The following is a 12,556-nucleotide window of genomic DNA, read 5'->3' on the forward strand; positions in this document are numbered from 1 at the left end:
GCTTACCGTCTCTTTATCAGGCTCTAGACTCCCGTGCGTACAGATCGTCGAACGGCAGCGTTCATGACGGTCACGACGTTCACGACAGGGAGCGAGGGGCGCACGTGCCGGACCCGACCGTCGGCGGCGCGACCGCCGGCGCCGTGACCACCGCCGACGCCACCGTCGGGCTCGCCGCGGACTACTTCCGTTCCTATTCGGTCGTCGGCCTGCTCGCCGTCGTGGGGGTGCTCTTCGTCGCTGTCGCCTTCGGCGCGGGGCGCCTGCTGCGGCCGGTGGTCCCGACCCCCGAGAAGCTGCTCACCTACGAGTGCGGCGTCGACCCCGTCGGAGAGGGCTGGGCCCACACCCAGGTCCGTTACTACGTCTACGCGTTCCTCTACGTCGTCTTCGCGGTCGATTCGATCTTCCTCTTCCCCTGGGCGACTGTCTTCGCCGACCCTGGTTACGGGGCCACGACCCTCGTGGAGATGTTCGTCTTCCTCGGGTTCCTCGCCGTGGGCCTGTTGTACGCATACAAGAAGGGCGTCCTGTCATGGACGTGAACCCCTCCGAGTCCGCACCCGTTTCCGCACCGGTGCCGCTGCCCGAGCCCAAGCGGCTGGGCACGCTCGCCCGCCTCGCCCCGGAGCCGATGAAGGTCGTCCTGAACTGGGGCCGCCGCTACTCGCTCTGGGTCTTCAACTTCGGCCTCGCCTGCTGCGCGATCGAGTTCATCGCCGCGTCGATGGCCCGCCACGACTTCATCCGGCTCGGCGTCATCCCGTTCGCGCCCGGCCCCCGCCAGGCCGACCTGATGGTCGTCTCCGGCACGGTGACCGACAAGATGGCGCCGGCCGTCAAGCGCCTGTACGAGCAGATGCCCGAGCCGAAGTACGTCATCTCCTTCGGCGCCTGTTCGAACTGCGGCGGCCCGTACTGGGACTCCTACTCCGTGACGAAGGGCGTCGACCAGATCATCCCCGTCGACGTCTACGTGCCCGGCTGCCCGCCGCGCCCCGAGGCGCTGCTCCAGGGCATCCTCAAGCTCCAGGAGAAGATCGCGCGGGAGTCCCTGGGGGAGCGGTACGGCACGTCGCCGCGGCCCTCGACGGCCGCGCTGCGAAGCGACCTGGTGCGACCGCCGGCCCCGCCCTCCGGCGCGGGCGACGCGGGTGACGCGGGCGAGACGGGGGCGGGACGATGAGCGCCGTCGGCTGGCTTCCCGCCGCCGCCGAGGAACTCTTCGGCACGGACGCCACGGCGGAGGAGTCCTACGACCTCCTGACCGTCGACGTGCCGCCCGGGTCCTGGATCACCGCCCTGGAGACGGCGCGGGACCGGCTGGGCTGCACCTACTTCGACTGGCTGAGCGCGGTCGACGAACCGGGCACCGGCTTCCGCGTCGCGGCACACGTCGCCGCGCTGGGACCGGTACGCCGGCTGCTGCTGCGTACGACCGTCCCGCACGAGGCTCCGGTCCTGCCCACCGCCGTCGGGGTGTACGCCGGCGCGGCCTGGCACGAGCGCGAGACCCACGAGATGTTCGGCGTCGCCTTCGCGGACCACCCCGGCCTCGGCCACCTGCTCCTGCCGGAGGGCTTCGAGGGCCACCCGCTGCGCAAGGACTTCGTCCTGGCCGCCCGCGTCGCCAAGGCCTGGCCCGGCGCCAAGGAACCCGGCGAGTCCGACCACGGCGGTCCCCGGCGACGCCAGATGCTGCCGCCGGGCGTCCCCGACCCCAACGAGTGGGGCCCGCTCAAGGGCCAGCTGCCGCCCGCCCCGGCCCGCCCGGCCCGGGGTGCGGGACGTGCGGCGGGGGAGCGCCCGGCCCGCGCGGCAGGCGAACGCCCGGCCAGGCGGACCCGGACGGCCGCCGAGGGCTCCGTCGGTCAGCGGACGGAGCCGCCCGGCACCGACACCCCGGCCGCTCCGCGCCGCTCCCGTACGACGGCCGAGGGCTCGGTCAGCCAGGGCTCCTCCGACGCCGAGGCGACGGCCGCTCCGGCGCCGCGGCGGTCGCGCAGCGCGAGCCAGGGCTCCGCGTCCCAGCGAGCGGCCGGCCCGACGGACGGACCCACCCCCGCGGTCACCCCCGGCTCCACCGCCGACACCGATCCCGGAGCACAGCAGGACGCCGACGCTTCCGGTGCCGCGCCTGCGGATGGGACGGGCGGGGCACCCCGCACCGGCCCCGGCCCGGCACCGCGGCGAGACCGGTCGGGCGGTACCGCGGGACCTCGGCGGAGCCGGAGCGCGTCCCAGGGCTCGGCGAGCCAGCGGGACGCCTCCGAGGCCGAGGCCGGGCAGCGGGACGACGAGGACGCCGACCGCGTCCCCGGGGACCACGGCGACACCGACACCGTGTCCCCGCCCGCCGGGGAACGGGCCCCGAAACCGGCGCCCACCGCACCGCGCAGCCCGGACGCCCCGTGGCACCACGCCCGCCCGGCGTTCGACGAACCCGAGGCTCCCCAGGGACCGGACGCCTCCCAGGAGGCCACCACCCCCCAGGAGACACAGGCCTCCCAGCAGACTCAGGCTCCCCAGGAGTCCGACGCCCCCCGGGAGCCGGATGCCTCCCGCGGGCCCGACGCCTCTCCGGGGCCCGACGGCGCTTCCCAAGAGACTGATGCCTCCAAGGAGTCCGACGTCCCCCGAGAACCCGGCACCTCCGGCGAGGTCGACACTCCCGCTCACCGGGACTCCAATGACGCCCGGGACTCCCACGACGACCGCGACCCGCACGACGCCCGGGACCCCCACGACGCCCGGCATGACGCCCCGGACCGCTCCGAAGACGGCGCCGCCCCGGAAAACGGCGCCGCCCCCGAAGACGGCGCCGCCCCCGAAGACGGCGCCGCCCCCGAAGACGGCGCCGCCCCCGAAAACGGCGACTCCCCCCGCCGCCCCCCGAACCCCCCAGGAGGCCCGCAGTGAACGACGCGCTCGACGTCACCCTGCGTCTCTTGGTCGTCTTCGTCGTCTTCCTCGCGTTCCCCCTGATCGTGGGCCAGACCGAGCACAAGGTGATGGCCCACATGCAGGGCCGCCTGGGCCCGATGTACGCGGGTGGCTTCCACGGCTGGGCCCAGCTCGTCGCCGACGGCGTGAAGTTCGCGCAGAAGGAGGACGTGGTCCCCGCCGACGCGGACCGCCGCATCTTCCAGCTCGCCCCGGCCGTGGCCCTGCTGCCCTACCTCCTGGTGCTCCTGGCCATCCCCGTCGGACCCGGGGACGGAGCGGTCGGCCAGGTCGTCGACGCGGGCGTCTTCTTCGTCCTCGCCGTCATGGGCGTGGGCGTCCTCGGCTCGCTCATGGCCGGCTGGTCCTCCGCGAACAAGTTCTCCCTCCTCGGCGGCCTGCGTACCGCCGCCCAGCTCCTCGCCTACGAACTCCCGATGCTGCTCACCGCCGCGTCCGTGGCGATGGCGGCCGGCACCGTCTCGCTCGTCGGCATCCTCGACGCCTTCGAGTGGTGGTGGCTGCCCTGGCAGATCGTCGGCGCGATCGTCTTCTTCGTCGCCGGGCTGGCCGAACTGCAACGGCCCCCGTTCGACATGCCGGTCGCCGACTCGGAGATCATCTTCGGCGCCTACACCGAGTACACCGGTCTGCGCTTCGCCCTGTTCCTCCTCGCCGAGTACGCCGGGATCGTCGTCCTGTGCGGACTGACCACGGTCCTCTTCCTGGGCGGCTGGCACGGGCCCTGGGGCGCCGACGGCCTCGGCTGGGTCTGGACCCTGCTCAAGGCGGCCGTCCTCGCTTTCGTCGTGATCTGGCTGCGCGTCACCTACCCGCGGTTGCGCGAGGACCAGCTCCAGAAACTGTCCTGGACCCTCCTCATCCCCCTCTCCCTCGCCCAGATCGCCCTCACCGGCATCGTCAAGGTGGTGATCGCGTAATGCCCCCCATCCCGGGCAGCGGCCTGGCCAAGGGCCTGGCCGTCACCCTGCGCACGATGACGAAGAAGACCGTCACCGAGCAGTACCCGGACGTCCAGCCGGAGCTGCCGCCCCGCACCCGCGGTGTGATCGGCCTGTTCGAGGAGAACTGCACGGTCTGCATGCTGTGCGCCCGCGAGTGCCCCGACTGGTGCATCTACATCGACTCCCACAAGGAGACGGTCCCGGCGGCCACGCCCGGCGGACGCGACCGCAGCCGCAACGTCCTCGACCGGTTCGCCATCGACTTCTCCCTGTGCATGTACTGCGGGATCTGCATCGAGGTCTGTCCGTTCGACGCCCTGTTCTGGTCCCCGGAGTTCGAGTACGCCGAGACCGACATCCGCGACCTCACCCACGAGCGCGACAAGCTGCGCGAGTGGATGTGGACCGTGCCGGCCCCGCCCGCCCTCGACCCCGGCGCGGAGGAGCCCAAGGAACTCGCCGCCGCCCGCAAGACCGCCGACAAGCTCGCCGCGCAGCAGCAGCCGGACCAGCCAGGGCAGGAGGAGCGGACATGACCCTCGCCTCGGCCGCCGGCCACCTCACCGCACACGCGCACGCGCACCCCACGGCCACCGCGGCCGGGACCCACGGCTTCCTGTCCCCGACCGGTGTCGAGATCGCCTTCCTCCTCGTCGGCCTGGTCACCTTCGCGGCCGCCGTCGTCACCGTCACCACCCGCCAACTCGTCCACGCGGCGCTGTGGCTGGTGGTGGCCCTCGGCGGCCTCGCCGTCGAATACCTGCTGCTCACCGCCGAGTTCATCGCCTGGGTCCAGGTCCTCATCTACGTCGGTGCCGTCGTGGTCCTCATCCTGTTCGGCCTGATGCTCACCAGGGCGCCCATCGGCCGGTCCCCGGACGCCGACTCCGGCAACCGCTGGGCCGCCCTCACCGTCGCCGTCGCCTCCGCGGCGGCCCTGGTGTGGGTCGTCGCCGACGCCTTCCGCACGACCTGGATCGACCTGGACGGCCCCGCCGCCGGCACCACCGCCGTCACCGGAGCGAGCCTGTTCCAGAACTGGGTGCTGCCCTTCGAGGCCCTCTCCGTCCTCCTCCTCGCCGCCCTGGTCGGCGCCATCGTCCTGTCGCGCAAGGCCGATGCCAGGGCCGGTGCCGAGGCCGGTGCCGTGACCAAGGCCGGTGCCGAGACCAAGGCCAAGGCTGGTGCCGAGACCAAAGCCGGTGCCGAGGCCAAGACCGGTGCCGAGGCCGACCGCGCGGCCCGCCCCGCCACGACCGACACCGCGCCCCCGGCCGGGCCGGGAGAGGGCGGTGACCGCTGATGCACCTCGCCTATCCCGCCGTCCTGTCCGCCCTCCTCTTCTGCACCGGCCTCTACGGCGTCCTCGCCCGCCGCAACGCGATCCTGGTCCTGATGTCGGTCGAGCTGATGCTCAACGCCGTCAACCTGAACCTGGTCGCCTTCGACGTCTGGCTCAGCAGGGCCGCGGAGGAGACCCTGCACTCCGGCCAGGCCCTGACCCTGTTCACCATCGCCATCGCGGCCGCCGAGATCGGCATCGGCCTGGCGATCGTCCTCGCCGTCCACCGCAACCGCGGCACCGCGGACATCGACCGGCTCCGCGACACCGCCGAGGGCCACGAACCGGACGGCCCCGACACCGACACCCCCGCGACCGGGACGGCCGCCGAGAAGGCTGAGGCCAGCGCGTGACCACGACCACCCTCGCCGTCCTCGTCCCCCTCCTCCCCTTCCTCGCGGCAGCCGCCGGGCTCCTGCTGGGCCGGTCGGCGCCCGGATTCGTCCGGCCCCTCGCCGTCCTGCCGACCCTGGCGGCCCTCGTCCTCGCCGTCCTCGTCGCCGCCCGCCAGGGCGGAGGCCGGGCCGTCGACGCCGCCACGGAGCTGACGCCCACCGGTTCGGTCCCCGTCGAACTCGCCCTGCACATCGACGGCTTCGCCGCGCTCGTCGCCGTCCTGGTCGGCACCGTCGCGACCTGCGTGCAGATCTACTCGACGGGCTACCTGCGCGACGACCCGCGCTACCCCTCGTACGCCGCTCTCGTCTCCCTGTTCACCTCCGCCATGTTCCTCGTCGTCTACTCGGGCGACCTGATGGTGCTGCTGGTCGGCTGGGAGGTCATGGGCATCTGCTCGTACTTCCTGGTCGGCCACTACTGGGAGACCCCGGAGGCACGCGCTGCCTCCCTCAAGGCCTTCCTGGTCACCAAGCTCGGCGACGTCCCCTTCCTGATCGGACTGCTGGCGCTGGCCACCGAGACGGGCTCCTTCCGCATCACGAAGATCCTCGACGCGGTCGCGAGCGGCTCCCTCGACCACCCGACGCTCATCGCCCTGCTGCTTCTGGCGGGCGTGGCGGGCAAGTCGGCGCAGTTCCCGCTGCACACCTGGCTCCCCGACGCGATGGCGGGCCCGACGCCCGTCTCCGCGCTGATCCACGCCGCGACGATGGTCGCCGCCGGGGTGTACTTCGTCGCCCGGCTCCTTCCGCTCTTCGAGGCATCGCGGGCCGCGATGGCCGTCCTCGCCGTCATGGCCGCCGTCACGATGGTCGGCTCGGCGCTCGCCGCCCTCGCCCAGGACGACATCAAGCGGGTCCTGGCCTACTCGACGATCGGGCAGCTCGGCTACCTGACCGGCGCCCTCGCCACGGGCGACCGGGGCGCAGCCGTCTTCCACCTCCTCACCCACGGCGCCTTCAAGGCGCTCCTGTTCCTCGCCGCCGGTGTGGTCATCCACGCCGCCGGCACCAACTCGCTTGCCGCCATGTCCCGCATGCGGGGCCTGCGCGACCGCGTCCCGGACGCCTACTGGACGATGACCGTGGCCCTGCTCGCGCTCGCCGCGATCCCGCCCTTCAGCGGCTTCTTCTCCAAGGAGTCCGTCCTCGGCGCCGCGGAACACGTCGCCGGCGGCCACACCGAGCACGCGCCCGGCGCCGCGGGCTGGACCGTTCTCGTCGCTGGTCTCGTCACCGCTCTGCTCACCGCCGCCTACGCGACCCGCCTGTGGCTGCTGGCCTTCCGCGGACGGGGCGCCGAGGCCCCCGACCACGGCAGGCAGCCGGTCGTCATGAACGCCGTGCTCTGGGTGCTCGCCGTCCCCTCACTCGCGCTGGGCGGCCTCACCTTCCGTCTGCTGCCCGACTGGTTCGACGGCCACGACCTCACCCCGACCCTCACCACCTCCGTCCTCGGCACGGGCGTGGCCCTGGCGGGCGGCATCGTCACCTACGCCGCCTGGCGGCACACCACGGCGCTCGCCGACCGCACCCCGCTGGGCGCCGTCGCGGCCCACCCCGAGGGCGACGCCGCCCTGGTGGAGGCCGAGGCCATCGCCAGCCACCGGCCCGCTTACGGCGACCTCGCCTCCGCGCCCGACCCGTCCGATCCGGGACGACTGCTGCTGGGCCCGGTGCACCGGCACGCGGCGGCCGGCTTCCACCTGGACGCGGTGTACACGACCCTCTTCGTCCGACCGGTCCGGGCCGGAGCGAGCCTCGTGCGGTTCCTCGACCGCGAGGTCGTCGACACCTACGTACGCGCGGCGGGCGGGCTGCCCCGCTTGCTCGGGGCCGCCGTACGACGTGCCCAGACCGGCAATGTGCAGACCTATGTGAGCGCGCTGCTCGCCGGCACCGTCGTCCTCGCGGTCGCCGCCGTCCTCGTCGCCACGGGAGCGTGAGCAGGCGTGATCGATATCAACGAGTCCGTGATGCAGGTCCTTCTCGCGTTCCTCGTCGTCGGGCCGCTCCTCGGCGCCGCCGCCGCGCTGCTGCCGGCCCCGCCCGGGCTGAAGGGGAAGTCACCCGAGCAGGCCGTGCTCCGGCACGGCGTCACCGTCACCGGCGCCGTCCTCGTCGCGGCGATCGTCCTCGTGCTCGGCTTCGACCACGACCATCCGTCGAAGATGCAGGCCGGCACGGACATCAGCTGGATCCCCGCACTCGGCGTGCGCATCCACCTCGGCATCGACGGCATTTCCCTCCCCCTGCTGGTCCTGACCGCGCTGCTGACCTTCCTCTGCGCGCTCTACTCCTACTTCGAGCAGCGACAGGAGCGGCCGGCGCCGCGGAAGCCGCGCCCGAGCCCGAAGGCGTTCGTCGCGCTGCTGCTCGTCCTGGAGGCCGGCACCCTCGCGACCTTCGCCGTCCTCGATCTGGTCCTGTTCTTCCTCGCCTTCGAGACGGTCCTCGTCCCGATGTACTTCCTCATCGCCCGCTGGGGCGGCGAGGGGCGGGCCGCGGCCGCCTGGAAATTCATCCTCTTCACCCTCCTCGGCTCCGTCGTCATGCTGCTCGGCCTGCTCCTGATCGGAATCACGGCGGGCACGTTCGACATGGTGGCACTCGCCACCGATAACGGCCGGTCGCTGACCGCGTCCGTGCAGGTCATCGCCGTTCTGGCGATCGGGATCGGGCTCGCGGTGAAGACCCCGATGTGGCCGCTGCACAGCTGGCTGCCCGACGCCCACACCGCCGCGCCGACCGTCGGCTCGGTGCTGCTGGCCGGCGTGATGCTGAAGATGGGCACGTACGGGTTCGTCCGCATCCTCCTCCCGGTCGCGCCGGACGGCTTCCGCACCTTCGCGCCCTACCTCGCCGCGTTCGCCGTCGTCGGCATCGTCTACGGCTCCCTGGCCTGCCTGGCCCTCGCCGGAAGAGGCGCGAAGGGCGACCTCAAACGCCTCATCGCCTACTCCTCCGTCGGCCACATGGGCTTCGTCCTGCTCGGCGTCGCGACCATGACCCCGACCGGCGTGAACGGCGCCCTCTTCGCCAACATCGCCCACGGCCTGATCACCGGCCTGCTCTTCTTCCTGGTCGGCGCGCTCAAGGACCGCACCGGCACCACCGACCTCGACACCCTCGCCGAGGAGTCCGGGCACGCCCTGTACGGCAAGGCACCGCACCTGGGCGGGCTGCTCGCCTTCGCCGCGGTCGCCTCGCTGGGCCTGCCGGGCCTGGCCGGGTTCTGGGGCGAGATGCTCGCCCTGTTCGGCGCCTTCGACCCCCACGACGACCTCAGCCGTCCCGCCTTCCTCACCTTCATGGCGATCGCCGCCTTCGGCACCCTGCTGACCGCCGCGTACATGCTGATCGTGGTCCGCAGGGTCTGCATGGGTCCCGTACCGCAGGACGCCCCGCGCCTCGCCGACGTGCGGACGTACGAGTTCGCCGCCTGGACCCCGCTCGTCGCCCTCACCGTCGTCGCCGGACTGTGGCCCAGGACCCTCCTCGGGCTGACCGACCCGGCCGTGCAGCAGCTCCTCTCAGGAGGCCACCGATGAGCTCCCCGGCCCAGCACCTCGCCGAGGCGGCCCTCGCGCAGCAGCCACTGGCGCAGAACCTCGTCCAGTCCGTCGACTGGCTCGCCGTCGCGCCGCCCACCCTCACGGCGGTCGTCGGGCTCGTCGTCCTCGTCACGGACCTGTTCGTCAAGGACACCCGCAAGCCCCTGCTCGGCTGGATCGCGGTCGCCGGACTCGCCGCCTCGGCCCTCATGCTGCTGCCCCTGGCCGGCGACGACCGCTCGACGTTCTGCCTGACCGGAGAGCCCGGCGTCTGCAGCTACACCGCGGACACCTTCACCCTCGCCGTCCAGTTCCTGGTCCTCGGCGGCGCCCTGCTGACCGCCCTCCTGTCGGTCACCGCCGTCAAGGACGCCGAGCGGGGACTGCCCGAGGGCGAGTTCTGGTTCCTGCTGCTCTCCTCCGCGGCCGGCGCCGCCCTCCTGCCCGCCTCCCGCGACCTCGCGACCCTCGTCGTCGCCCTGGAGGTCGCCTCCCTGCCCGCCTTCGCCCTCGTCGGCCTCCGGCAGGGCGACCGCAAGTCCTCCGAGGCGGCCCTGAAGTTCTTCCTGTCCTCGGTCACCGCGACCGCGGTCAGCCTCATGGGCATCAGCTTCGTGTACGCCACCACCGGCACCCTTTACCTCACCCAGGTGGCCGAGCGCGTCCAGCACGTCGACGGGCAGTTCACCACCCTCGCCCAGACCGGCGCCGTCCTCACCCTGGTCGGCTTCGCCTTCAAGACGGCCGCGGTGCCCTTCCACTTCTGGGTGCCCGACACCTACGTGGGCGCCCCCCTGCCGATCGCGGCCTACCTGTCCGTGGTCGGCAAGGCGGTCGGCTTCTGCGGCCTGATCCTCGTCACGGTCGTCGCCCTGCCGTCCTACGCGGACGTGTGGGGCCCCGCCCTGGCGGCGCTGGCCGCGCTCACCATGACCGTCGGCAACGTGGGCGCCCTGCGCCAGCAGGCCACGCGCGCGTACAGCGCGGTACGCCTGCTCGCGTGGTCGTCCGTCGGGCAGGCCGGCTACCTCCTGGTGCCGATCGCGGCCGCCGCCTACTCCGACGACCCCGAGCACTCGATCGGCTCCACCGTGGCCTACGCGCTGATGTACGCCGCGGTGAACCTCGGTGCCTTCGCGGTGGCCGCGCTCGTGGGCCGCACTAGGTCCCTGAACCGCGTGGCGGACTACCGCGGCCTGTACGCGTCCAACCCCCTCACCGCCCTGCTCCTGGCCTTCTTCCTGCTCTGCCTCGCCGGACTGCCGCCCGGCGTCATCGGCCTCTTCGCCAAGGTGACGGTGTTCTCCGCGGCCGTCGACGCCGGACTCGGCTGGCTGGCCGTCGTCATGGCCGTCAACGTCGTGATCGCGCTCTTCTACTACCTCCACTGGACGGCACTGCTGTTCCGGACACCCGAGGACGCCACCGCCGGCCACCGCGCCCCGGCCCCCCTCACCGCCGCCCTCACCGTGACCGCGGTCCTCGCGATCGCCCTCTCCGGTGCGCCCCAGCTGATCCTGCGCTTCGCCGACACCGGCCTCTTCTGAACGCACCCCGGCACACACCGACGCCGACCGGCACGTACCGGCCCGGCCCCGGTCCTCGGACCCGCCCACGCGCGCGTGCGGCGCCCGCCTCCACGCCGTCCTCCACGCGCGCGTGGAGGACGGGGGCGCGGCCGTCACCCGTACGGGTCACACCTGCCCCGCCGGGCGCCGGGGAACTGGCGGCCCTCGCCTGGCGTTGACCAGTAGGGAAGGGTCCACTGGACGTGTCACCCACGGCACCCGTGGCACCGGAGACAGGGAAGCGACACAGCGAGCGAGACCAGCAAGCAAAAGGGTTCCCCTGCTGCACGACTTGGAGGGCGTACCGTGCACCGCCGGCACAACGGGCTCAGGACCGCAGTACTCCTCGGAGGACTGTCCGCGCTCATCATCGTCATCGGCAGCTTCTTCGGCCGAGCGGGGCTCGTCGTCGCCGTCCTCGTCGCCCTGGGCACCAACGCCTACGCGTACTGGAACAGCGACAGGCTCGCCCTGCGCGCGATGCGCGCCCGGCCGGTCAGCGAGTTCGAGGCCCCGGCGCTCTACCGCATGGTCCGCGAGCTCTCCACCCAGGCCCGCCAGCCGATGCCCCGCCTGTACATCTCCCCGACGGAGGCGCCGAACGCCTTCGCGACCGGCCGCAACCCGCGCAACGCGGCCGTGTGCTGCACCGAGGGCATCCTGCGCCTGCTGGACGAGCGCGAGCTGCGCGGCGTCATCGGGCACGAACTCAGCCACGTCTACAACCGCGACATCCTGATCTCCTCCGTCGCCGGCGCCCTCGCCTCGGTGATCATGTTCCTGGTCAACTTCGCCTGGCTGATCCCCGTGGGACGGTCCAACGACGACGACGGACCCGGCCTGCTGGGCATGCTCCTCATCATGCTGCTCGGACCGCTCGCCGCCACCGTGATCCAACTGGCGATCAGCCGGTCCCGGGAGTACGAGGCCGACGCCTCCGGCGCCCAGCTGACCGGCGACCCGCTCGCACTGGCCGGCGCCCTGCGCAAGCTGGAGACCGGCACCAAGCAGCTCCCGCTCCCCCCGGAGCCCCGGATCGAGACCGCCAGCCACATGATGATCGCCAATCCCTTCCGGCCGGGGCAGGGGCTCTCCAAGATGTTCTCCACCCACCCGCCGATGGCGGAGCGAATCGCCCGGCTCGAAAAGATGGCAGGTCGACAGCAGTGAAGACCATCCTCAACGTCATTTGGCTCGTGCTCAGCGGCTTCTGGCTGTTCCTCGGCTACCTGCTCGCCGGCGCGCTGCTCTGCGTCACGATCATCGGGATCCCCTTCGGCATCGCCGCTTTCCGCATCGGCGTCTACGCCCTGTGGCCCTTCGGGTACACGGCGGTCGAGCGCCGCGACGCGGGAGCCCCCTCCTGCGTCGGGAACGTGCTGTGGCTCCTCCTCGCCGGCTGGTGGCTGGCCCTGGGCCACATCGTCACCGGCATCGCGTTGTGCGTCACGATCATCGGCATCCCGCTCGGCGTCGCCAACTTCAAGCTGATCCCCGTCTCGCTGCTCCCGCTGGGACGCGAGATCGTGCGCACCGACCAGCCCTTCACGGCGTCGGGACCCCAGCAGCGCACCGGCTGGTAGGCGTACGGCCGAGGCACCACGCCGCCGGGAACCCGCAGAACCCGCAGAACCCGCGGAACCCGCAGGTGTCCTGAGTCGCACCGGCCTGCCCGGCGCAACCACCGGCCGCCGTCACGACGTCCTCACCGGCAGGAAGACAGGAACACCGCGGAGGAACGAGCCCACGGCACTGGCACAGTGCGGGCACAGCCGGAAAGGGCAGG

12 protein-coding genes are annotated in these 12,556 nt (G+C 72.6%); all 12 read left to right on the plus strand.

All coding sequences use genetic code 11. The features are described 5' to 3' along the window. The first annotated feature begins 104 nt into the window (after positions 1-104). The 12 genes from ACIBCJ_RS25965 (at position 105) to ACIBCJ_RS26020 (ending at position 12,353) form a co-directional block, all read left to right on the plus strand. Positions 105-545 carry an NADH-quinone oxidoreductase subunit A gene (locus tag ACIBCJ_RS25965; RefSeq protein WP_362100645.1) on the plus strand — a complete coding sequence of 147 codons (441 nt, stop codon included), beginning with the start codon at positions 105-107 and terminating at the stop codon, positions 543-545. Then, positions 536-1,186, plus strand: coding sequence for an NADH-quinone oxidoreductase subunit B family protein (locus ACIBCJ_RS25970; protein ID WP_365980409.1), 651 nt, complete (start codon positions 536-538; stop codon positions 1,184-1,186). The genes ACIBCJ_RS25965 and ACIBCJ_RS25970 overlap by 10 nt, the downstream gene beginning before the upstream one ends. Further along, positions 1,183-2,919: an NADH-quinone oxidoreductase subunit C gene (locus ACIBCJ_RS25975; RefSeq protein WP_365980410.1), complete on the plus strand. Its 1,737-nt coding sequence runs from the start codon at positions 1,183-1,185 to the stop codon at positions 2,917-2,919. The genes ACIBCJ_RS25970 and ACIBCJ_RS25975 overlap by 4 nt, the downstream gene beginning before the upstream one ends. Further along, the gene (locus ACIBCJ_RS25980) at positions 2,916-3,884 is read left to right on the plus strand and encodes a complex I subunit 1 family protein (RefSeq protein ID WP_362100654.1); all 969 of its coding nucleotides are present in this window, start codon (positions 2,916-2,918) and stop codon (positions 3,882-3,884) included. The genes ACIBCJ_RS25975 and ACIBCJ_RS25980 overlap by 4 nt, the downstream gene beginning before the upstream one ends. Further along, complete coding sequence (locus tag ACIBCJ_RS25985; protein ID WP_362100657.1) at positions 3,884-4,444, plus strand: NADH-quinone oxidoreductase subunit I; 561 nt, start codon at positions 3,884-3,886, stop codon at positions 4,442-4,444. The genes ACIBCJ_RS25980 and ACIBCJ_RS25985 overlap by 1 nt, the downstream gene beginning before the upstream one ends. Beyond that, entirely contained in the window at positions 4,441-5,211 is a 771-nt protein-coding gene (locus ACIBCJ_RS25990) for an NADH-quinone oxidoreductase subunit J (protein ID WP_365980411.1), read from the plus strand. Before ACIBCJ_RS25985 ends, ACIBCJ_RS25990 begins: the two co-directional genes overlap by 4 nt. Then, positions 5,211-5,603 (plus strand): NADH-quinone oxidoreductase subunit NuoK, encoded by a 393-nt coding sequence (gene nuoK, locus ACIBCJ_RS25995; protein WP_362100662.1) that lies wholly within the window; start codon positions 5,211-5,213, stop codon positions 5,601-5,603. The genes ACIBCJ_RS25990 and nuoK overlap by 1 nt, the downstream gene beginning before the upstream one ends. Continuing rightward, entirely contained in the window at positions 5,600-7,594 is a 1,995-nt protein-coding gene (locus ACIBCJ_RS26000) for an NADH-quinone oxidoreductase subunit L (RefSeq protein WP_362100665.1), read from the plus strand. Before nuoK ends, ACIBCJ_RS26000 begins: the two co-directional genes overlap by 4 nt. A 6-nt stretch (positions 7,595-7,600) precedes the next feature. Then, positions 7,601-9,199 (plus strand): NADH-quinone oxidoreductase subunit M, encoded by a 1,599-nt coding sequence (locus tag ACIBCJ_RS26005; RefSeq protein ID WP_365980412.1) that lies wholly within the window; start codon positions 7,601-7,603, stop codon positions 9,197-9,199. Continuing rightward, the gene (locus tag ACIBCJ_RS26010) at positions 9,196-10,749 is read left to right on the plus strand and encodes an NADH-quinone oxidoreductase subunit N (RefSeq protein ID WP_365980413.1); all 1,554 of its coding nucleotides are present in this window, start codon (positions 9,196-9,198) and stop codon (positions 10,747-10,749) included. The genes ACIBCJ_RS26005 and ACIBCJ_RS26010 overlap by 4 nt, the downstream gene beginning before the upstream one ends. Positions 10,750-11,076: 327 nt before the next feature. Next, a complete protein-coding gene (htpX, locus tag ACIBCJ_RS26015; protein WP_133887647.1) occupies positions 11,077-11,940 on the plus strand; it encodes a zinc metalloprotease HtpX in 864 nt (287 codons plus the stop codon). Continuing rightward, entirely contained in the window at positions 11,937-12,353 is a 417-nt protein-coding gene (locus tag ACIBCJ_RS26020) for a YccF domain-containing protein (protein ID WP_362100674.1), read from the plus strand. Before htpX ends, ACIBCJ_RS26020 begins: the two co-directional genes overlap by 4 nt. Positions 12,354-12,556: the final 203 nt, after the last annotated feature.

The organism is Streptomyces sp. NPDC051136 (genome assembly GCF_044455745.1).
Lineage (GTDB): Bacteria > Actinomycetota > Actinomycetes > Streptomycetales > Streptomycetaceae > Streptomyces.

What these genes read in the sequence shown, in the direction of transcription:
- ACIBCJ_RS25990 (WP_365980411.1), top strand. Translation starts at nt 4,441, where the DNA reads ATGACCCTCGCCTCGGCCGCCGGCCACCTCACCGCACACGCGCACGCG.
- ACIBCJ_RS25975 (WP_365980410.1), top strand. Translation starts at nt 1,183, where the DNA reads ATGAGCGCCGTCGGCTGGCTTCCCGCCGCCGCCGAGGAACTCTTCGGC.
- ACIBCJ_RS25985 (WP_362100657.1), top strand. Translation starts at nt 3,884, where the DNA reads ATGCCCCCCATCCCGGGCAGCGGCCTGGCCAAGGGCCTGGCCGTCACC.
- ACIBCJ_RS26010 (WP_365980413.1), top strand. Translation starts at nt 9,196, where the DNA reads ATGAGCTCCCCGGCCCAGCACCTCGCCGAGGCGGCCCTCGCGCAGCAG.
- nuoK (WP_362100662.1), top strand. Translation starts at nt 5,211, where the DNA reads ATGCACCTCGCCTATCCCGCCGTCCTGTCCGCCCTCCTCTTCTGCACC.
- ACIBCJ_RS25970 (WP_365980409.1), top strand. Translation starts at nt 536, where the DNA reads ATGGACGTGAACCCCTCCGAGTCCGCACCCGTTTCCGCACCGGTGCCG.